Origin of the sequence: Miniphocaeibacter halophilus, from assembly GCF_016458825.1 — a bacterium.
Taxonomy (GTDB): domain Bacteria; phylum Bacillota; class Clostridia; order Tissierellales; family Peptoniphilaceae; genus Miniphocaeibacter; species Miniphocaeibacter halophilus.
On record NZ_CP066744.1, the window covers coordinates 251,786 to 275,029 of the forward strand.

Sequence of the window (23,244 nt, forward strand, 5' to 3'; positions counted from 1 at the left end):
ACTATAGCTAAATAGTTTTAATTTATAGATATTCATAAATATAAAATTAATATTAGGTAAAAAAATCTATATATAGTATAATAGTAATAATATTTATTTTTACTTTAAAACATTAACTTACTAAGGAGGTTATTATGAATTTTGTTTTTATTTCCCCTCATTTCCCAAGTAATTTTGAAAATTTTATAGTTCGTCTACGTGAAAATGGAGTAAATGTATTGGGCATAGCAGACGAACAATATAACAACCTTTCTGAAAATTTGAAAGCAAATCTCACTGAATATTATAGGGTAAATGATTTAGAAAATTACGGTGAAGTTTTACGTGCCTGTGGTTACTTTACACACAAATACGGCAAAATTGACAGAATAGAATCCCACAATGAACATTGGTTAGAACTAGATGCTAAACTTAGAACAGATTTTAATGTTTTTGGTTTTCATAATAAGGATATGGACAAAATAAAAAGAAAATCTGAAATGAAAAAAGTATTTAAAGAGTGTAATATTCCAGTTGCCAAAGGTAGGGTTTTTACAGATCATGAAGATGCTATTAAACTTGCAAAGGAATTAGGATATCCTGTATGTATAAAACCGGACTGTGGAGTTGGTGCTAATGACACTCATAAAATCCATAATGAAGATGAATTAATGGCTTTTTATTCAGTTAAACATGATGTGGATTATATAATGGAAGAATTCATTGATGGTGATATTGTTACCTATGATGGTTTAACAGATCAAAATGGTAACACTGTATTTAATTCTACTTTATTATATGATAAAGCAGTTCTTGAAATTGCTGAATTTGATACGGATATGTACTATTATATTCCTAGAGAAATACCTGAAGACCTAATTGAATATGGAGAACTTTGTATAAAAGCCTTTAATGTATTTGAAAGATTTTTCCATATTGAGTTTTTTAGAGAGAAAGATACAGGAAAATTAATTGCTTTAGAAATAAATTGTCGACCACCTGGTGGAAGTACGACAGATATGTTTAATTATGCAAATGATATTGATGTTTACAAGGAATATGCTAATATAGTAACCCATAATACTTTTGAAGCTAAGATTACAAGACCATACTACTGCTGCTATATAAGCAGAAAAGACAGAAACTATCTTAATTCAGTTGATGATATTATTGAAAAATATTATGATTATATTGTAGATATTCAATCTATACCTGGAATTTTTTCTACAATTATGGGTAATTACGGATTTATTATTAGAACACCTGAAAAAGATAAATTATCCGAAATAATTCAAGCGATATCAATTGAAAGGAGCTAAAATGAATATAGAATATCATAGTTTTTATTCTCATCATTTAAATAGAGATATGCCATTTAAAAGATATGGTCATAATGGAAAGGTAATTATAGCATTTCCCTCATCTGGAGGAAAATTTTATGAATATGAAGATTTTAAAATGATAGAATCTATAGCTTGGTTTATTGATAATGGCCATATACAAGTATTTGCTGCAGATTCGGTAGACAAAGAAGCATTTTTATGCGATTGGAAAAGTCCACATGATAAGGCAGAAATGCATAATGCTTACGATAGGTATATTATCCATGAATTAGTAGGATTTATTAAAAGCTATACTAATAATCCTGGACCATATATGACTACCGGTTGTAGTATGGGCGCTTACCATGCTGTGAATTTTCTTTTAAGACATCCAGACGTATTTGATTCTACAATAGCCTTAAGTGGAGTTTATGATATAAGGTATATAATAGATTCAGATTATGATGATTTTAATGTTTATGAAAATTCTCCAGTAGATTATATTTGGAATCAAAACGATCCTTGGTTCATAGATAAATATAGAAACAGTAATATAATTATGGTAACAGGCCAGGGACAATGGGAAGAGCAAAGTATTAAAGACACAAAAAAAATGGAAGAGGCTTTTAACTTTAAACAAATACCGGCTTGGATTGATTATTGGGGCTATGATGTCGACCACGACTGGCCTTGGTGGAGAATCCAAATGTCATATTATTTAGGTAAATTATTAGAGCAAGGATATTTGTATTAATCCTTGCTTTTCTTAATTAAATTTTGCTAATAATAATTTATATTATATAATAAATACATTGTTTAAAAGGAGGTTAAAAGTGAAAATAAAGAAATATTTTTTGTCATTTTCTATTATATTAATTAATTTAATTTTCATATCTGCTAGTATTTCAAAAGCTAGTGGTTTAACAGATGTTATATATACAAAAATAGATGATGATGTATATGGTAGATACACTGAAAGTACTACTATTGAACAAACAAACTATAGAGGTAGATTAAAATTAAATCCTTCTCAACAAGAATCTTTAAATAAAAGTGGTTATAAAAGCCAAGAAAGAAAGGGAAGGGTTTTTACAACAGAATTAGGTCAAGCTTTTATAAATAGATTTTATAAAAATGGTAATTTTGTTGACTGTGCATATTTCAAAATATATGGAAATACCGGTGGTCCACTAATTAATTTTAATTACCTAAAAATAAAGGAAATGGAAGTAAGTTTAGATTTATATTACGATTTAATTGAAGATAAAACAGCTATTGGATTATATGATAGAATAGATAAAAATTCTTTTAAAAATGATGGTAGAACCCTAGAAAAAATAAATTATTTCGACATAATTACAGATGAAACCAGTGAAAGGGTTTACTTGTTTAAAGTAAAGGATATTTATGGAAATATTAGCAAATATATTTTAAAGACAATAGGTAAACTAGAATTAAATAATGAAAAATCCCCAGGAAGTAAAGTAACAATTACATATAATACTAGAATCAAAGGTATTGATGTTCCTTCCCAGACCCTTGACTATGGAGATTTAGCTACTCCACCTGAAGAACCTATTTATGAAAAAATAGAAATTTCTTCCGGTCCATCTGCAGGAGTTTATAACAAAAAATTTGGTGGATGGTTTTATGACAATAGAAGTCATAGCATTCCCATGGACTTTTCCCAACCTGTAAAAAAAGATACTAATTTATTTATAAGTTGGTGTGACACTTTTAGACTTAGAGGAAAGGACAGATTTGAAACCTCAAGATTAGTTGCTAGTAAATTCCTACAATCCGATTATGCTGTAATAGTTAATGGCTATTCCTATCCTGATGCTTTAAGTGCGTCTCCCCTTGCTACTGCTACAGATTCCCCACTAATATTAACTAGAAAAGATAATATTAGTAATGAAGATATTTCCTTGTTAAAATCTTTAGCTGTTAAAAAAGCATATATAATAGGAGCGGAAAATACAATATCCAACAATATAGAAGAACAAGTTTCTAATATTGGCATAATAACAACTAGAATTACCGGTTCTGACAGAATAGAAACATCACTAAATATTGCAGAAGAAATCTATAATATAACTGGAGATAAAAAAGCTATAACTTTTGCCAATGGCTTTGATTTTCCCGATGCCTTATCCTCTACAACTGTTGCTAACAGATTTAATACTCCGATAATTTTAGCTAGTCCGGAAAAAATAGAAAAATCAGCTGTGGAATTTGTTAATGCAAATAATATTTCAGATATTTACATTGTTGGTGGCGAAAATTCTATTTCAAATGATATAGAAAAAAACTTCAACAATAAAAAAATTACTAGAATTAGTGGTTCCAATAGATATAAAACCTCATTAGAAGTTACAAAACTAATTAACTACAATCATCATGCAGTTATACTAGTTAGTGGTAAAAATTATGCAGATGGAATAGTAGCTGGTCCTTATGCCGGATTAACTCAGTTTCCAATACTTTTAATGCCACAAAATGATAATCTAGACTTAGAAACTAAGGAATACTTAAAAAGCATTGGACTACATGAAGCAGTAACCATTGGTAGTGAAAAATGGATTTCTGATAAATTGCAAGAAAAAGTGTCATGTGTAACAATAGAAGAGGAATCTTAAATAGCCTAAAAAGGCTATTTTTATTTTACCAAGAGAACATCTTAGACATTTTGTAGAATTGTTGTTTCCTATTTGTAACAAAAAATATTGATCTTAATGTTAGAATATAATAATAGATAGATATAAAGAAAAGAGGTAATTTATGAAATTAGTAATATTTATCTTAATAGTCGTAATTATATATACCATATACTTGAAATATAATAAAAAAGATAAAAACAAACAATTACAAATTAATTTAAAAAAATACTCTGAATATAAAACCCTAGAATTTAACACATACGGTGAAATTAAAGGTTTAGGAATGAAATATGAGAAATATGAATTTGATTCAGAAGTATTAAATGAATTTATTGAAACAATGCACACCTACAATAATTGGAAAAAACTTCCCCTAACAAAAAATTTAAAAGTATTACTTGAAGACTATATTTTATCATCTTCTGCTAACGCTGAAGATAGTAGTAAATTTAAAGGATATATAAATATACCTCCCTATGTAAAGGGCTATTACTATTTTATTGATAAGAATAAAAATAGAGAAAACATTGATAATACAATACTTCATAGGCAACATTTAGGCTTTGAATTATTTATCTTAAATACCGATGATAAAGAGCTAAATCATATAGTCATGGATATATAAAACACCTTTATTTTGGTCACCCTAGTTACCATAATTAAAGGTGTTTTGTGCTTTATTTCTTTATGACAATATTTAAAAAATCTTTTACATGACTAGCTAAATTAACCTTCTTATTCCATACGGCATAAAGGGAACGGAATCTTTCTGGATAGTTTGTTAAAGGAATAGTTATTAAATCTCCCTTTTTCTCTAAAGATTCCACTGCTACTTTTGAAATAAACGACGTTCCTAAACCTAAAGATACAAGTTTTTTTATAATTTCTTCATCATTAATTGAAATTACAATATTTAATTTGTCTACATTAATATTTTCTGTAGCCAAAAGCCTATCCATATTATTTTTTATACCTGAACCATATTCTCTAATAATCAAAGGTTCTTTTGCTAGCTGTGAAATACTGGGATTGGATTCTTTTAATTTTCTATAATACTCTGTGTTTGGACATATGTATACAAATTCATCTTCGTAAATTGGATAAAACTCACAATTTTCGTTTTCCTTCTTCATGCCTACAATACCAAAATCAACTTGGTAATCTGAAACTTTCTTAATAGTTACTGCACTATTGGTTTCCTTTACATCAATTAAAATATTAGGAAATTTGCTACAATATTCTTTAAGAATATTCGGCAAGATATAAGAACCTGAAATGGTAGATACACCAATAGCAAGTTTCTTTTGCTTTCTTTCGCTAAATCTATCAATTACTCTGTCTCTACGAGAAATTAATTCCTTAGCTTCTTCATATAATTTTTGTCCAGTATCCGTCAATTTCAATTCCCTCGTTGAACGTATAAAAAGTGCAGTGTCCAACTCTTCCTCCAATTGTTTTAGCTGTAAGCTAACTGTTGGTTGTGAAATGTTCATTTCTACTGCAGTCAATGAAAAACTTTCATTTTCAACAAGAGAAACAAAGATTTCTAACTGTCGAAACTCCATAACATCTCCTTTACTTTTTAAATTTTATCATTTATATTATATCATTAAAACGTTTTTATAGAATAGAAACATTGAAAATTTTAACTAAAAAATGGCTCAAGTGTTAGGATACTTAAACCATTTTTTATTGATGTTTTTTAAAAATAAATCATATATTTTATCTATTAATCATCTTTTTTCTTAAATTGACTTATTCCACCAATTACTAATCCTAAACCAATAATCGATATTCCAAATGTTCCTGCCATTCCTGTTCTTGGTAAATCCTTACCCCTTTTCTTTTCTTCTATTTCTCTTGTTGAAATTGTTGGTTCGGTCGGAATTGTTGGTTTTGTTGGTTCTGTTGGTTCTGTTGGTTCTGTTGGTTCTGTTGGTTCTGTTGGTTTTGTTGGTTCTGTTGGTTCTGTTGGTTCTGTTGGTTTTGTTGGTTCTGTTGGTTCTGTTGGTTCTGTTGGTTCTGTTGGTTCTGTTGGTTCTGTTGGTTCTGTTGGTTCTGTTGGTTCTGTTGGTTCTGTTGGTTCTGTTGGTTCTGTTGGCTCTGTTGGTTCTGTTGGCTCTTCATATTTATTTTTAAATGTAGGCAGTTCATTTAATTGTAATTCATTTCCATCTTCATCCATATATACCACTTCAGATATTAATGTATTGGTTAGTCTATCAAAACACACTTTTATAGCAACTTTATAAACTATATTGTCATAAATTATACTTGAATTGTTCCCTTTTACTTCTCCTAAATAAAACTCAAATTCTCCTTCATGATCTACTGGAATATCAAAAATAAAGTTTCCATTTTCATCATTTGAAACTTTTAATTCATTTCCATCCTTGTCCTTTAATATGTTACCATATTTGTCTGTTAAAGCAAATTCAAATTCCTCTTCTTCTAAATCTTTTCCTGTAAGTTTCTTATTTCCACCAATTTGTGCTTCTCCTGTTGGTAGAGTAAATTTGTTTTTGAAAATTAATTTAGACTCTTTATATTCCTCTAAGTCGTCAAGTTTATTTTCATTTACCCCCTCTATTCCTTGTCCTTTTAGGTATTCAGTAAAAAAATCTATAGGTAACTTATCATCGTCTAATGGTATATTAGAACCATCCGTTATTGCTTTTACTTCTTCCTTACTATAACTTTCCAAACCTTTAAAAGGATCTTCGTCTTTTCCTGGTATCACTATTCTTGCTTCTATAAGTTCTCCACCTTCATATTTTAAATAATATATAGTTTCGTCATAGGTAACTCCATGTAATGATTTATCACTAAGCTTTGGAGCATTTTGAACTTCTATCATTTGAGAATCATCGTCATTAGGATCTTCTAACTCCATTCTCGTAGCTTCAAAAGTTTCCTTACCGTTTTCGTCTAAGTAAATTAATCGCCCTTCTTTATAATTAATTACATTACCATCTTTGTCCTTTATTTCCTCTAAAATTTCTCTTTCTTGATATTTTTTAGATTCTACTATTTTATAATATGTAGTTCCATCTGTATCTGGATGCAAATCAACTTTCCACTCTCCAGAACCTTCCACTTCCTTTCCGTTAGCATCTAATTCAGGAACAATGGCTACAATTTTTTCTTCTATATCTAAATCCGATTTCCAAATATCTTCATCAAAATCTTCTTGCCCATTATCACCTTTTATTATTCCTTCTATCCAACCTAAAATATTTCCAGTTGCGTCTTTAATAGCTTCTTGAATTTCAACAAAAAAGTCCCCTTCTTTAATTTTTCTGAATATATTATCGTCTTTATCTTTAACTATAGTATCTGTACATTTAAAATCTGTTACATCTTCTTTGTTTTTTGAAGCTTTATCATCTTTTGATTCTTCTTCATTTTCTTTAGTACTATTTTTTTCTGTAAGATTCTTTTTTGCCTTTAATTCGTTTTTAGGTATAGTATTCGGCTTTTTTTCTTCTATTACTTTTGATTCATTTTCTTCTGCAATATCAATCCTATTCGGTTCTTCTAGTATATCTTTTTCTTCTAGTATATCGTTTTCTTCATCTATGTCTTCTTTATTTTCACTGTGAGTGTCTTCTGGTAAATTCAATTCTTCAGTATCTTCTACTTCTTTTAAATTTTCAATGGTGTCTTGAGAGCTCTCTTTTTCATTTTCTAATATCTTATTATCCTTAACTGTTTCCTTAAATATAGTTTCTCCAACCTCTTCCGGCAATTGTTCAGCAGTTACAACTATTGTCGGTCCTGATTCCACTACTTCTTGTTCTTCTGCAAAAGATAAATAAGGTATAATTGTTGAAGACAATACCAATGCAAATGTTAATATTATACTTAAGATTCTCTTTTTGTTTTTCATAATTAACTCCTTGTATAATGAACTAAGTCAACTATAGCTCATTGTTTTCTATGTTTTTATATAATAAACATAATGTTGTGGATTGGTTTTTACTCCTATAGTTCGACTATTTAATTAAGTCTCCAACCACATATCTATGTTTTATTGTTTATTAGTTAGATAACGCTAGACGTTTTATCTAGGACAAGGATACACAACATAGCCTATGTGGAAAACACAACAAATTTTAATTGAGGTGATTTTTTTATGATATGTGTTGGTATCGATGTTTCTAAAAATAAGCATGATTGTTTTATTGCTCATTCTGATGGTACTGTTATCAAGGATGTTTTTACTATTCCTAATTCTATTGAAGGTTTTAAGTATCTAATTGATTCTATTCCTTCTACTGATGAAATTGTAAAAGTGGGGCTTGAAGCCACTGGACATTATAGCATTAATATCGCTAATTTTCTTAACAGCAATGGTTACCCACCCATTATCCTCAATCCGCTTCAAACTAGTCTTTTCAGAAAAGCTCTAACGCTTAGAAAGACTAAAACCGATAAGGTTGATGCTAAGTGTATTGCTTCTATGCTAAGTAATCCTGACTTAAAACCCCACTCTAATCTAGATTATCAGATTTTGGAGTTAAAGTCATTAACTAGACATAGAAAACGTCTTAGGGAACAATCTTCTAAGCTAAAGGTTTCTTTAAACCGCCTTGTTGAAATTATGTTTCCTGAGATTACTGATTGTCTGTATTCTATTAATCAAAAATCTACTATGGCTATTCTTTATGAGTTTCCATCTCTTAAATTAATAGCTGATGCTCACCTTACTAAGTTTACTAATATCCTTAAGAAAAATTCTAAGGACAAGTATTCCAAGGCTAAAGCAATTGATATCAAAAACTCTGCTAAAAACTCTATCGGTTCTGATAGTAGAGCTTTAAGTTTTGAACTTAAGCAAACTATCCGTCTAATCAATGATATCGAAGAGGAGCTTATATTACTTGATAATGAGATAAAATCAATTATGGAGGATATTCAAAGTCCTATTTTGACTATACCTGGTATTTCATATAATCTAGGTTCTATTATCTTATCGGAGATAGGTGATATCCATAGATTTTCTTCTTCTTCAAAGCTTGTAGCTTTTGCAGGGCTTGATCCTTCTACTTACCAGTCAGGTAATTTTAGAGCCAGTAATGTTTCTATGGTAAAGCGAGGTTCACCTTACTTAAGATGGGCTTTATTACAAGCTGCTAGGCTAATTTCTATGAGAGATAACAACTTTAAAAACTATTACAAAAAGAAACGCAGTGAAGGTAAGTGTCATAATGTTGCTATTACTCATGTTGCTAAAAAACTTATTAGAGTTCTCCACCATTTGTTAATTAACGATTTAGAGTTTGTTCCACAATAGTATTTTAATAATTTCTATTGTTGATAACTGGTTTTTTGTGTGCCTGTTTTTACATATTTAATTGTCTGCGTTATTTATCTTTTTTACTTGACTTCATATAGTTAGTCTTATCTTATAAGTTAGACGGCCAAATGACCATCTAACTTATTTAAAGTTCCAACTATTTATTATTACAAATCAATTCTTTCCATTCGCTAATAATTTAACTGTAATTACCTCGGATCTTTCACATATGTGATTACCATTATCTTCCTAAATTTTACTCTACTTTAATGTTCTCGACTTTTTTGTTTCCTTCTATTGTGGTACTACCATAGAAATTAGTAAATTTAACCTTAACTGGACTAGTTGTTTCAGATCCATTTAGGCATATTTTTGCTACCAATTTATTATCGCTGTTTAATTCTACTTTAACTTCTAGTTCATAAATAACATCATCATATTTGATTTTTGAATCTTTTCCTTTTCTCTCAAATATCTTATATTTATAAACCCCTTCTTCTTTAAATTCTAATTTCTCAAAAGATCCAAATCCATATTCATCATTTCTTGTGATTAACCTTACATCTTTTGTATTTTCAATACCTTCTAATACAAATGAAAATTGGTTAGCTTTTAACTTTCTTCCTCTTAATTCTTTTTCGATGACTATTTCGACTTCTATTGGTTGCGGTTCTATATAGGTGTTATTAAAGACTGGCAAACCTTCTATAGCTTCTCCATTTTCATTCAGATACTCAATTTTTGTTTCTAGTTCGTTTGTTTCTTCATTTATGCTTGCAGTTATCTTTACCTTGTATATGATTTCGTCATAGTTAATATCTGGATCCCTTCCCTTTTCTTCTGTTAGGGTATAAGTATATTCTCCGGCTTTTGGTATCTTTATGCCTGTTATACTAAAGGACGTGCCTGTATTTTTCCCTGTGTAACGTTCTTCATCGTTCTCATCATTAACTAGTACAAAGCTAAATTCATTATTCTCTAAGTCTCTTCCGGTTAATTCTTTACTTCCTTTTATTGATACTTTTGCCGGTTTTATAATAGGATTTACTACTTCCACGTAAACCCCTACTTTATCATCTTTTCTTATTTCAAAGAATTCACTAGGAATGTATTTAGCCTTACCATATCCCGGAGGAGATTTTACTTCTATTATTTTATATTGTCCCGGTTCCAGTTTTTTAAATTCTACAATACCTTCTTCATTGGTAGTTCTTTCTAATTCACCGTTATCTAAAGGTTCATAATCTATATATTTCCCTTCCTCATTCTGTTTTTGTATTTTAAAAACAACTCCGGAAATTGTATTATTTTCATTATCTAATTTTTTAATACGTAATTCTCCCGGATCTACAGATTCTACTCCGGATTCTGCTTTTTTAAATTCAATTTCCCACTCTGATGAATCTTCATCTTTTTCATTCCATCTAATTGTTGCTTTATTTACATATTTTTTATCTGTAGCTTTATCTGTGACAATAGTGTCAAAAGAAATATCATAGGCAAGAACTTGACCTTTTGATATACCTTCTTTACTATAAACAATCTTCATATAGTCTTTTTGTTCCTGACTAATTAAATCAGATGCAGTGTCAATTATATTATTTAGACTCTCTCCCTCATCCATTAATCCATCATAAGTAATGCCATTACCGGGTTCTTCGTCTGTTAAACTACCAAATCCTATTAATATAGTTTTATCAAATATTCCTATTACAGGAGTACTTGTTCCCTTTATTCGATTGTAAAAATCCTCATATTTTTCCTCAGGATTTGGTCTAAGAATTTCTCCGGTTTTTACTGTTCTGTAAGTTATAGAAGTATCGCTCATTGTTTTTTCCGGAGTTGGTACAAATAACGGTGTAGAAATATTAAAACTTTTCTCATCTATTTCCAGTCCATCCGTTATTTCATCTTCAAAAATCATATTATATTTATTTGTAATTTTTTTACTGGCAATCATATTTGCAAGTTGATCGTAATTTATATTAATGTGCCAATTTAATTTATTTTTACCTTGATATTGTCTTCCATCTTTTGTAAATTTGAGTTTATCTTCACTAATTGGATTCTTTCCATCGCCATGTCCCGGCCCCGGTGGATCTGTCTTTGGATCTACCTTTATAGTAATTTCTCCTTCTTCAGTAGAAATAATAAGATCCCCATCACTAATTAAATAACCTTCTATTTCAAAATAACCATTTTTTAACTCTATTTTTTTCTCTACTTCTTCATTAAATGTCGTTATTATTTTTCCATCTTTAATTATAAAAGTTCCTATTTTAAACTCACCATCACAAATTAAATCCTGTGGCTCATCTATTTTCATATCTACAAAATTAGAATCTGGTAAATCGATTGTAAAATAATCTTCATTTTTTATATCTTTTAGATTCTCTTTAGAAACTGACCATTCGAATCTTATCTTTATAGTATCTCCATTTTTTATTTCCGGTTGTGGTTCAACTTTATTTCCATTTTCATCAATAATTGGTATTTTATTACCATCCTGTAATAAATACAATATAGTCTTCTCAAGTGTTATTTTGTCAGTAACATTTTCCCCAATATTATTATCAGCTCTTATGTTACTAAAAGGAATAAAAATATTTATCATCATTATAATAACTAAAAATAACGATAATTTTTTATGTTTCTTTCTCATAATATTGACCTTCCCTTCTGATTAAAAACCTTTTATCAATTTTACTAGTTTTTTTAACTCTTATGTTTGTTATCGTTTTCCTACCATCTACGTCAGCTGTCCTTTATTTTCAAACTTATAACCACTCTTTTTCCACCAAAATATATACTAATAAACGTTCAAATTTAGCCTTTATCTATTAATTTCATATTATTATCTCAAGTTACTATTGTCAATTTTATGGTAGCTATGCCTGGCATAATGTTTTTAGTTTTAAATATTGGAATTTCAACATTTTATTGTTATAATATATGCATAATAGTTGTTTTTATTTATTAAATATATTTCACATATATATTTGTTTCTATTAAATTTATTATAATAATATTATTTTTCTTTTTTAAAATTATAAGGAGAGTATTATGGCTAGAAATATCTATAAAGTTCCTGAAGCACAAAAAGATTGGATTCGAAGAAGTAACTCTATAAATAAGTTAAAAAAAATCAATAAAACTAAAAATAATTTTGCAATTATAGCACCTGGAGGCTATGGAAAAACCATCCTAGCTATACAATTTTTAAGTGAAACAAAAGGTAAGAAAGCTTGGATTACAATAAACAAAAAAAATAATGATATATCTTCTTTTTTAAAAGTTTTCTTAAATGCTCTATCAAAAATATTACAAAATCAAAAATTTAAAGAACTTCTACTTTCTTACAAGGGGAATTATTCCCTTGGAGAAGTTTTGGAAATACTTCAATTGCTTCCTAACACAACAGCAAACTATTTCATTATTGTTGATGATTTACATAAGGCCGATGAAGAAATACTGAATACACTTTCCTTAATACTTAAAAGTTTAAATAATAGTTCTATAATTATTGGCTTAATAGGTAGAGTAACCATTCCTAATTTAGATGATAACGTTTTAACCCTATCTTCAAATGACCTAACTTTTTCAAACGATGAAATTAATGAATTATGTATAAATGAAAATAAACACTTTGACTATGAAGGAATAAATAAAATTGCCAAACTAACTAAAGGACAGGCCCTTACAATTAAAGCCTTATTAATTGGAGATGAGGATTTAATAAATAATGCCATATTAACATATAAAGATCTGGATAATTATATTGATGAAATAATTCATCAATCTTGGAACTTGGAAATTCTTAATTTTGTTTTACATTTAATTTTCATAGATGAAATTACACCAGAACTTGCAGTCCGTTTAACCGGTAATGTTAATGCAAAAAAAATATTGTATAAATTACATAAAGAAAATATTTTTTTATTAAAAATTGATAATAATACCTATACAATACATGACTTATTTATAGATTATTTAGTAAAAAAATCAACAGCTATACTTAATAATGAAATATTGTATAAGATAAAGAAAATTTCAGCAGAAATTTACTTTGAACAAGAAGATTATCTTTCTGCAGCAAAATTATATTTAGAAAATAGGGACTTTCATAGTGCAATTAACTCTTTAATAGAAGGTAGCAAATACGAAAATCATATTCCAATAGAAAAATATATGAAATTTATAGAAAAAGAAATTCTTCCATTATCCGAAGATGATATTATTAACAACTATTATCTGCTTTTTGAAAAAACTTGGTATGGATTTTTATGTGGAAATAGTAAACTTTTTAATGAAGGGATACAAGCTATTATTAATATAATTCCTAAGATAATAGAAGAAACTCCCGAGCATATTCAAACCATTATTTTTTTAGTTAGCCTGTACTACAATATGTCCTTAAAAGATTTTGCTTTAAAAGTTGTTAATCTTATTAATAATTTTGATTTTCAGTTGGGTAATAATGAAATATCCGTTGTTTCTATAACTCATAATCTACCATATTTCCATCGTTCAATGAGAGATTATAGTGAATTTTATGACCTTAATAATGAAGATATTAATATAATAATGAGCTCCTTTGGCATTTTAGTTGAATCTGATGCTCATATATTAGAATCTTGTTTAAAAGCCGGAATATATTATGAAAGAAATAATATTTTAATAGCAGCTAAATATGCCTTAGATGCCTATGGTAATATTACAGAAAACACTAACTATGAAACTGTTTTCTGTGCTTCAATGATATTAATAAGTACACTAAAACCTTTAGGGGCAGAAAAACAAATATCAAAAATATATAATTTCCTAGAAAATTATATAAAAAAATGGCCTGCAAATAACTTATATTCTAACTTAAAAGCAATGGTAATTTTCAGAGAAATCAATCAAGGTAATTTAGAAAATATAAAAAATTGGTTAGATATTAATTATATACCTAAAACAAAAAATCTTTCTTTTTGTAAATTAGGTCTATATTATACAATTGTATATAGTTATATAGCATTGGAAGAGTATGATAAAGCTATAGAATTTGGAAAAAAACTGAATTTATTCGCAAAGAATTATAATAGACCGCTTGATCAAATTGAAAGTAATATACTCTTAAGTATATCCTATTATGAAAAACATCTAATCGAGGAGTCCTATATTCACTTAAAAAGAGCCTTGAATATTTCATATCCTTATAATTTTACAAGACAATTTATCAAATATGGAATTCATACTTACCCTATTTTACTAGGATTAATTAATCAAAATAAAATTAAGAAAGGTCAAGTTGAATATGTTGAAACAATAATTAATAATATTAGTAATGAATATGATAGTACTATTTTAGGAAAAGTTGATAAATTATCACCTAGAAGACAAATGATACTAGAATTATTAAATGAAGATTTAACCTATGCAGAAATAGCTAAAAAAACAGGCCTTACATTTGGTACAATTAAAAATCACATTGGACTTTTATATAAAACCTTAAATGTTCAAAATGCTCAAGATGCCATAGAAAAAGGTAAGATGCTTGGATTCCTGAAATAATAGCACAAAAATAGCAATAACCCTAAGAGAGTTATTGCTATTTTTTTATTGTATATTATCTATTACTAAGTATATAGTCCATAACAACTTCCGGAACATAATTTCCTCTAGATAGTACTATTGGATAACCGTTCTTTGTTGCATATGGTGCACCAACTATAGCATCTGGGAATACTTCTCCACTTGCTATTACTACATGTTTTGGTTTTACATATACCTGTTCTGCCACCAATACTGATGTTTCATATCTGTCAGCACCAGCTATTCTATCTACTGTTGCAAATTTCTTAACTTCATTTGCTACTGCTCCTGATACTGAATTAACTCCACCACCAATAGTAACCTTAGATAAGTTCCAGTCTTTTATTGTTTTTACTGTACTTGCAGGTAACTCCCTTGGTTTTGTTAATAGTATTGGCATATTTCCTTCTACTCCCATAGATGTCATTGCTATGGCATCTGGGAAGTTTGTTCCGTCAACTAATATTGCCTCTGTTTTACTTCCTGTTAATCCTCTTACTCTATTTCCTACAAGTATTGCTGTATCATATCTATCTGGTCCACCTATTCTTTCTATGGTGTAGCCGGATAATGCTTTTTCTACTTTTTCAGATATTGAATCTCTTCCACCTATTAATATTACTTTAGTCGCTCCAAGTCTATTTATTTCAGCCTTTACTTCTGCTGGAATAGCATTTTTTCTTGTTAACATTATTGGTGCATCTAATTTATTTGCAAGTACTGTTGCTGTTAATTCATCTGTATATTTTTCTCCACTTGCTAGTAATACTATATTGGATTTGTTATATTCTTTTGCTACATCTGCTGATGTACCATACCTATCCTTACCCCATAACCTATATTGTACAAAGTCCATTAACTGATTTTCCACGTTCTTAGTTAAGGTCTTAGGTCCTCCAACTAGTGTTATTTCTTTTATTGTTGGTTTTATAGGAGGTGTAGGATCAATTGGTTTTTTATAATTATTAATAACAGTAATCTTACCTTCTATATTCTCACCAGAAATATTTACTTTTCCATCCTTAGGGGAATATGTCGGCTTAAATCCATGAGTTTCAATTTCTTCTACTATATAATCTGCATAATATAAGTTTTTAAGAGTTAAGGATTGTCCAGCCTTAAGTTTAAAGGTATAAGTATTACCTTCCTTTGTTAGTCCTTCAATTCCTTCTAATACACTTTCTCCATTACCTTTAAGAGGTCCTTTAATTGTAAACTTAAATTCTAAGTTTTTATTTTTATTCGTATTTGGTGTTTTCTTGTCAAATTCTTTCTTTATAGTAAGTTTTCCATTAATCTTAGCATCATACTTGTTAGTTACTATTAAACCATCTTCGCTATATATTGTTTTATAATCTTCTATTTTCTCTTTTTCTTTTACAGTATATTTGTATTGGTGAGCATCTTCTGAATCATATTTTTGTAAATTTTCCCATGTGTATATGAACTCATTGTGATTTCCATCTTCCGGTGTTACTTTAGTTGGTTTAATATCTGTTTCTTTACCATCTCTTAGTAAGATTAAATCCACTTTTACATGCTCTTTTAATAGTCCACCATCCCAGATTTTCTTAGCTGTTATGTCTACAGTTTCATCTCCGGTTTTTGGACTGTTGGTAACAGTTACAATGGCAGCTTTTGCTTCATCGGATAAGGTTACTTCTTGTCCAGGATTATAGCTTGCTACAAATCCTTGAGTGTCAATTTCTTCTACCTTGTAGTCACCATAGTATAGTCCTTCCAGTGTCTTACTCTCTCCTGCTTTTAGTTCAAAGATTTCTTCAAATTTTCCTGCTTCACTTTCCGGTCCTGTTACCTTAAATTTAAAGGTTGGTGATGGTTTTATTGCACTTCTTGTTTTAATGCCATCGTCAAATGCTTTTTTGATTGTGAGCTTTCCATCTTTTTCTGCCACATAGTCATTGTAGACTTCTAGGCCATCTACATTGGATTCATAGTACTTAGGAACTGTTGCTTCCTTTACTTCATAGGTGTATTCGTGTCCATCTTTGCCATACTTGGTTAAGTTCTTCCAAGTGTAGGTGTATTCCTTTTGTCCCGGTTTATCAGGTGTAATTGAAGTTGGTTTAATATCTGTTTCTTTACCATCTCTTAGAAGAACTAAATCTACTGCTTTGTAGTCCTTAATTAAACCGTCTCTCCAGATTTTCTTAGCTGTTATGTCTACAGTTTCATCTCCGGTTTTTGGACTGTTGGTTACAGTTACAATGGCAGCTTTTGCTTCATCGGATAAGGTTACTTCTTGTCCAGGATTATAGCTTGCTACAAATCCTTGAGTGTCAATTTCTTCTACCTTGTAGTCACCATAGTATAGTCCTTCCAGTGTCTTACTCTCTCCTGCTTTTAGTTCAAAGATTTCTTCAAATTTTCCTGCTTCACTTTCCGGTCCTGTTACCTTGAATTTAAAGGTCGGTGATGGTTTTATTGCACTTCTTGTTTTAATACCATCGTCAAATTCTTTCTTTATTGTAAGCTTTCCATCTTTTTCTGCCACATAATCATTGTAGACTTCTAGGCCATCTACATTGGATTCATAGTACTTAGGAACTGTTGCTTCCTTTACTTCATAGGTGTATTCGTGTCCATCTTTGCCATACTTGGTTAAGTTCTTCCAAGTGTAGGTGTATTCCTTTTGTCCCGGTTTATCAGGTGTAATTGAAGTTGGTTTAATATCTGTTTCTTTACCATCTCTTAGAAGAACTAAATCTACTGCTTTGTAGTCCTTAATTAAACCGTCTCTCCAGATTTTCTTAGCTGTTATGTCTACAGTTTCATCTCCGGTTTTTGGACTGTTGGTTACAGTTACAATGGCAGCTTTTGCTTCATCGGATAAGGTTACTTCTTGTCCAGGATTATAGCTTGCTATAAATCCTTGAGTGTCAATTTCTTCTACCTTGTAGTCACCATAGTATAGTCCTTCCAGTGTCTTACTCTCTCCTGCTTTTAGTTCAAAGATTTCTTCAAATTTTCCTGCTTCACTTTCCGGTCCTGTTACCTTGAATTTAAAGGTCGGTGATGGTTTTATTGCACTTCTTGTTTTAATGCCATCGTCAAATGCTTTTTTGATTGTAAGCTTTCCATCTTTTTCTGCCACATAATCATTGTAGACTTCTAGGCCATCTACATTGGATTCATAGTACTTAGGAACTGTTGCTTCCTTTACTTCATAGGTGTATTCGTGTCCATCTTTGCCATACTTGGTTAAGTTCTTCCAAGTGTAGGTGTATTCCTTTTGTCCCGGTTTATCAGGTGTAATTGAAGTTGGTTTAATATCTGTTTCTTTACCATCTCTTAGAAGAACTAAATCTACTGCTTTGTAGTCCTTAATTAAACCGTCTCTCCAGATTTTCTTAGCTGTTATGTCTACAGTTTCATCTCCGGTTTTTGGACTGTTGGTTACAGTTACAATGGCAGCTTTTGCTTCATCGGATAAGGTTACTTCTTGTCCAGGATTATAGCTTGCTATAAATCCTTGAGTGTCAATTTCTTCTACCTTGTAGTCACCATAGTATAGTCCTTCCAGTGTCTTACTCTCTCCTGCTTTTAGTTCAAAGATTTCTTCAAATTTTCCTGCTTCACTTTCCGGTCCTGTTACCTTGAATTTAAAGGTCGGTGATGGTTTTATTGCACTTCTTGTTTTAATGCCATCGTCAAATGCTTTTTTGATTGTAAGCTTTCCATCTTTTTCTGCCACATAATCATTGTAGACTTCTAGGCCATCTACATTGGATTCATAGTACTTAGGAACTGTTGCTTCCTTTACTTCATAGGTGTATTCGTGTCCATCTTTGCCATACTTGGTTAAGTTCTTCCAAGTGTAGGTGTATTCCTTTTGTCCCGGTTTATCAGGTGTAATTGAAGTTGGTTTAATATCTGTTTCTTTACCATCTCTTAGAAGAACTAAATCTACTGCTTTGTAGTCCTTAATTAAACCGTCTCTCCAGATTTTCTTAGCTGTTATGTCTACAGTTTCATCTCCGGTTTTTGGACTGTTGGTTACAGTTACAATGGCAGCTTTTGCTTCATCGGATAAGGTTACTTCTTGTCCAGGATTATAGCTTGCTATAAATCCTTGAGTGTCAATTTCTTCTACCTTGTAGTCACCATAGTATAGTCCTTCCAGTGTCTTACTCTCTCCTGCTTTTAGTTCAAAGATTTCTTCAAATTTTCCTGCTTCACTTTCCGGTCCTGTTACCTTGAATTTAAAGGTCGGTGATGGTTTTATTGCACTTCTTGTTTTAATGCCATCGTCAAATGCTTTTTTGATTGTAAGCTTTCCATCTTTTTCTGCCACATAATCATTGTAGACTTCTAGGCCATCTACATTGGATTCATAGTACTTAGGAACTGTTGCTTCCTTTACTTCATAGGTGTATTCGTGTCCATCTTTGCCATACTTAGTCAGTTTTCCCCAAGTGTAGGTGTATTCCTTTTGTCCCGGTTTATCAGGTGTAATTGAAGTTGGTTTAATATCTGTTTCTTTACCATCTCTTAGGAGAACTAAATCTACTGCTTTGTAGTCCTCGATTAAACCGTCTCTCCAGATCTTCTTAGCTGTTATGTCTACAGTTTCATCTCCGGTTTTTGGACTGTTGGTAACAGTTACAATGGCAGCTTTTACTTCATCGGATAAAGTTACTTCTTGTCCAGGATTATAGCTTGCTACAAATCCTTGAGTGTCAATTTCTTCTACCTTGTAGTCACCATAGTATAGTCCTTCCAGTGTCTTACTCTCTCCTGCTTTTAATTTAAAGAAAAATCTGGATACATCATTAACTTGTGGAACTTCTGTCAGTCCTTCAATATTTGCTAATGCACTTTCACCATTTTCCTTAATAGGTCCGGTAATTTCAAATTCAAAAGTTGGAGCTGGTTTTATTTCACTTTTTAGTTTAATACCATTGTCAAATTCTTTCTTTATGGTAAGCTGTCCATCTTGTTTTGCCGTATATTTATTTGTTATAATTTTACCTGTTTCATCTATACTTGAAGTGTAGTATTTAGGAACTTCTACTTCTTTTACCTTATACTCATATAAATGTCCATCTTCAGCACGTTCCGGTAAATCTTTCCAGGTATAAGTGTATTCTTTTTTACCGTCTTCTTTTGGAATGACATCATATTTAACATCTTTTAATTCTTCTCCGTCTCGAAGGAGAACTAAGTTTATAGGTTTATAATCTTTCAATAAACCGTCAGTCCAAATTTTCTTAGCTACAAAGTCTATCTTATTATCTCCAATAAGTTTATTAGTAACTACTATTTCTACCGGTTCCTCATCATTTACAACTTCCACTTTTCTATTTTCAGGATTATAACTTGGTTCAAAACCTTCATGCTCCACTTCAATAACTTCATAGGTGCCATACATTAAATCTTGAAGTACTGTACATTCTGGTCCCTTTATAGTAAAGAAGTATCTTCCGTTTTCTTCTGTTAACCCTTTTACTCCTACTAAAGCACTTGTTCCGTCAGTCTTAGTCGGTCCAATTACCTCAAATTTAAATTCAGGATTTTTCCCTGACCTTGTATCTTCACCACCTATATCAATTATTTTTCTAACCTTTAATTTTCCATCAGCTTCTGCTGTATATTCATTGGTTACTGTAAAACCTTTATCCATATCTCCTGTTACTGTGGATTTATAATATTTAGGTGTTGATTTTTCCCTTACACTATATTGATACTCTAATCCATTTTCATCAAATTTTTGAAGATCTTTCCAAATATAGATATATTCACTTTGTCCGTCCTCTTGTGGTGTTATGCTGGTTGGATTAATATCTGTCGCCTTGTCATTTCTATAGAGAACCAAATCCACTTTTTTATGTTCGTCTAACAGGCCACCAACCCATACTTTTTTAGCTCTTATGTCTACTTTATCGTCTCCGGCTTTTGGTGTATTTGTAACAACTAATTCTTGTTTTTTATTGTTAATAGCCAAATCAACTTTTCCATCGGCAATACTGTAACTAGGAATAAATCCTTTAGAGTCCGTTTCAGTTACTTGATATTCTCCATAAGGTAAATTACTTAATATCAGCGATTCATTTACTCCCAGTTTGAAGGTAAATTTATCCTTTTCTAAGGTTGGAGTTAATTCTTTAATCCCTTCAAGTGCATTACTACCGTCTGCCTTGGTCGGTCCGGTAATTTCAAATTCAAATTTACCAGATTTAGCAGATTTTGTACTTGCTACAGGGTTGAATTTTTTCGTTATGGTCAATTCACCAAGAGGTTTCTCTTTATTTGTTACGATAATAGGAGTATCTTCATCCCCTTGTTTAATTTTAAAGGTGTTCGTATCTTCGCCATAAATATTATAACTTGTTCCATAGTCAGTTGCCTCATGGGCAATTGGACCTGAAAATTTTTCAGCAGCTACTGTATAGGTATCCTCTATACGTAGGTTGGTCATAACCTTCTTTCCACCAGCTTTCACGGTGTATTCCTGTTTATAATCCCCCTTGTCATTGTCCACGGGCATTGTAAATTCTCTGCCATCTACTTCAAATCCTTCAGAAGGAACTTCAAAGCCTAAACTATTGATGAGTTTCTTCTCAATTACCAAGAGAATCGGATCCACTTTTGGAACTTCTACTACGATTTTCTGTTGCTGTCCTTTATTGTCTACATAGTCCAGCACAGTTTCTCCATTGGTGGCATAATTTGTACCGTCCTCTGAAGTTGCATTTAAAATATCGTCATCTATTTCAATTGTATATTTCAGTTCAGCATACTTAATGTCAGAACCTTCCTTAATAGGTTTCTTTAGTGTTCCTATGTCCCATTTTATAGTCTTAGTTTCTGCCTTATAGTCCACAGTACCATCACTTGCAATTATTGAGCTGACATCACCGTATACTACAAATCCGGTTCCCATTGGGTCTGTTACCTGACAACTCTTTGCTGCAGAGAGTATATCTCCACCGATTACCTGAAATATTTCTTCTAAGTCTTCAGGCTCTGCAGTATAATCTTTTCCAGAATTTGCCACACCCTTTAATACTTCAGTACCTTCAGCACTCATACTTAGAGCAATGGTGTAGATCATATTGCTTTTATTTTTTGCAAATCCTGCTTCTGCAATAGTAGAATTTCCGTTATTAATATAATATTTAGTACCATCATCTGTAGTATCAAATAAAAACCTTATATCATCTCCATTTCCCCTTGATTCATTATAGACAAATTCGCTTTCAGGGATTTCTGTTGAAGATTCAAAATGTTCACCATAAGGTATCCAATATTTATTTTTATGTTTGAAATTGTAGCTATAAGTTGGTTCTCCATCGGATAGTAGAACCATATTTTGCATATCTGCATCAGAATTTTCAAGTAAGACACTGGCTTGTCTAATACCTGCTTGGGTGAGAGTTCCTCCCTGTGCCTCTAAGCCTTTTATGGCATTTACAATTGCCTCCCTGTCATCAGTTAATGCCTGATCAACTGTTACACTTGAAGAGAATGATACAATTGCAATTCTGGTCTTAACATTTTCGTCAGATAGGAGGGTATCTGCAAAGGCAATAGCTGCCGTTTTTGCAGCATCCATTCTCGTACCGCCACCACTTGCTTCATAGCCCATACTTCCTGAACGGTCAATTACCAATACAATATCTGAACTGGTTTCATCGTCTCTGCCTTCTATTCTCAGTGTAATGTCCCACATATTTACTTTGCCTTCTACAGGTTTGGCATCTTTTGTCATTCTTACCTGACCAAGTTCTAAATCACTGTCAAGAGAACGTTTAGTCCTATAAGCAGTTTCAGGAAAAATATCGTACCTTATTTCAGGAGCCTCAATTTCCATTGGTCCAGGTAAGTTATCTAAATTATAAAAGGTCTCCATTTCTTCATCTAGCGCTATTTCTTCTTCAACTAATTTAATTTCTTCAAAACTATCTTTGATTTCTTCCTTATCAGTTTCTTCAACATCTACATTAATCTCATCATTAGCCTTATTAATCTCATTTTCCGTACCATCTTCGTGATTTTCAACTATTTCCTCTAATGGTGGATTATCATCAGCCTTTGCTAAATTAACAAATACTCCATTAAAACTAGCTAAAATCATTAGTATTGATAACAGAAAAGATATAAAGCGTTTACGTTTTAAATTTCTCATTATATAACCTCCTTACCATGTTCGCTATATCTAAATTAATCTTTATTTAGATATTTTAATATGTTCTAAATTAATAGTACTGAAAATAAAATTATATTTTTTAATCCCAGCCCCTTTTCCTTCTTTGAAATATAGTCTATTCTTCATTTTTGTTATGTATCTTACACATAGATTAGTTTGTTAATTTTTTTCTTTAATTTTCTGTTATCGTTTTCCCATTGTCTACATCAGTAATTTTTCTTTTTTAAACTTATGAAC

10 protein-coding genes are annotated in these 23,244 nt (G+C 30.7%); 6 read left to right on the forward strand and 4 right to left on the reverse strand.

The window, feature by feature from the left end; translation table 11 throughout:
* The first annotated feature begins 134 nt into the window (after positions 1-134).
* From JFY71_RS01265 to JFY71_RS01280, 4 genes are all read left to right on the forward strand, one after another.
* A complete protein-coding gene (locus JFY71_RS01265) occupies positions 135-1,298 on the forward strand; it encodes an ATP-grasp domain-containing protein (RefSeq protein ID WP_243661241.1) in 1,164 nt (387 codons plus the stop codon).
* A gap of 1 nt (position 1,299) precedes the next feature.
* Positions 1,300-2,055 carry an esterase family protein gene (locus JFY71_RS01270; RefSeq protein WP_243661242.1) on the forward strand — a complete coding sequence of 252 codons (756 nt, stop codon included), beginning with the start codon at positions 1,300-1,302 and terminating at the stop codon, positions 2,053-2,055.
* A gap of 79 nt (positions 2,056-2,134) precedes the next feature.
* Positions 2,135-3,940 carry a cell wall-binding repeat-containing protein gene (locus JFY71_RS01275; protein ID WP_243661243.1) on the forward strand — a complete coding sequence of 602 codons (1,806 nt, stop codon included), beginning with the start codon at positions 2,135-2,137 and terminating at the stop codon, positions 3,938-3,940.
* Positions 3,941-4,082: 142 nt separating this feature from the next.
* Positions 4,083-4,586, forward strand: a complete 504-nt coding sequence (locus tag JFY71_RS01280; RefSeq protein ID WP_243661244.1) for a hypothetical protein — start codon at positions 4,083-4,085, stop codon at positions 4,584-4,586.
* A gap of 52 nt (positions 4,587-4,638) precedes the next feature.
* Here the strand turns inward: JFY71_RS01280 and JFY71_RS01285 are convergent, their stop codons facing one another.
* Positions 4,639-5,526, reverse strand: a complete 888-nt coding sequence (locus JFY71_RS01285) for a selenium metabolism-associated LysR family transcriptional regulator (RefSeq protein WP_243661245.1) — start codon at positions 5,524-5,526, stop codon at positions 4,639-4,641.
* Between the two features lie 164 nt (positions 5,527-5,690).
* Positions 5,691-7,850, reverse strand: coding sequence for a Spy0128 family protein (locus tag JFY71_RS01290; protein WP_243661246.1), 2,160 nt, complete (start codon positions 7,848-7,850; stop codon positions 5,691-5,693).
* 246 nt (positions 7,851-8,096) lie between these two features.
* Here JFY71_RS01290 and JFY71_RS01295 point away from each other — a divergent pair, with 246 nt between their 5' ends.
* Positions 8,097-9,257, forward strand: coding sequence for an IS110 family RNA-guided transposase (locus JFY71_RS01295; RefSeq protein ID WP_243661247.1), 1,161 nt, complete (start codon positions 8,097-8,099; stop codon positions 9,255-9,257).
* Positions 9,258-9,516: 259 nt separating this feature from the next.
* Here JFY71_RS01295 and JFY71_RS01300 read toward each other — a convergent pair whose 3' ends face one another.
* Entirely contained in the window at positions 9,517-11,922 is a 2,406-nt protein-coding gene (locus JFY71_RS01300; protein ID WP_243661248.1) for a Spy0128 family protein, read from the reverse strand.
* 401 nt (positions 11,923-12,323) lie between these two features.
* Here JFY71_RS01300 and JFY71_RS01305 point away from each other — a divergent pair, with 401 nt between their 5' ends.
* A complete protein-coding gene (locus JFY71_RS01305; RefSeq protein WP_243661249.1) occupies positions 12,324-14,816 on the forward strand; it encodes a winged helix-turn-helix domain-containing protein in 2,493 nt (830 codons plus the stop codon).
* Positions 14,817-14,871: 55 nt separating this feature from the next.
* Here JFY71_RS01305 and JFY71_RS01310 read toward each other — a convergent pair whose 3' ends face one another.
* The gene (locus JFY71_RS01310; protein WP_243661250.1) at positions 14,872-22,986 is read right to left on the reverse strand and encodes a Cna B-type domain-containing protein; all 8,115 of its coding nucleotides are present in this window, start codon (positions 22,984-22,986) and stop codon (positions 14,872-14,874) included.
* Positions 22,987-23,244 lie beyond the last annotated feature (258 nt).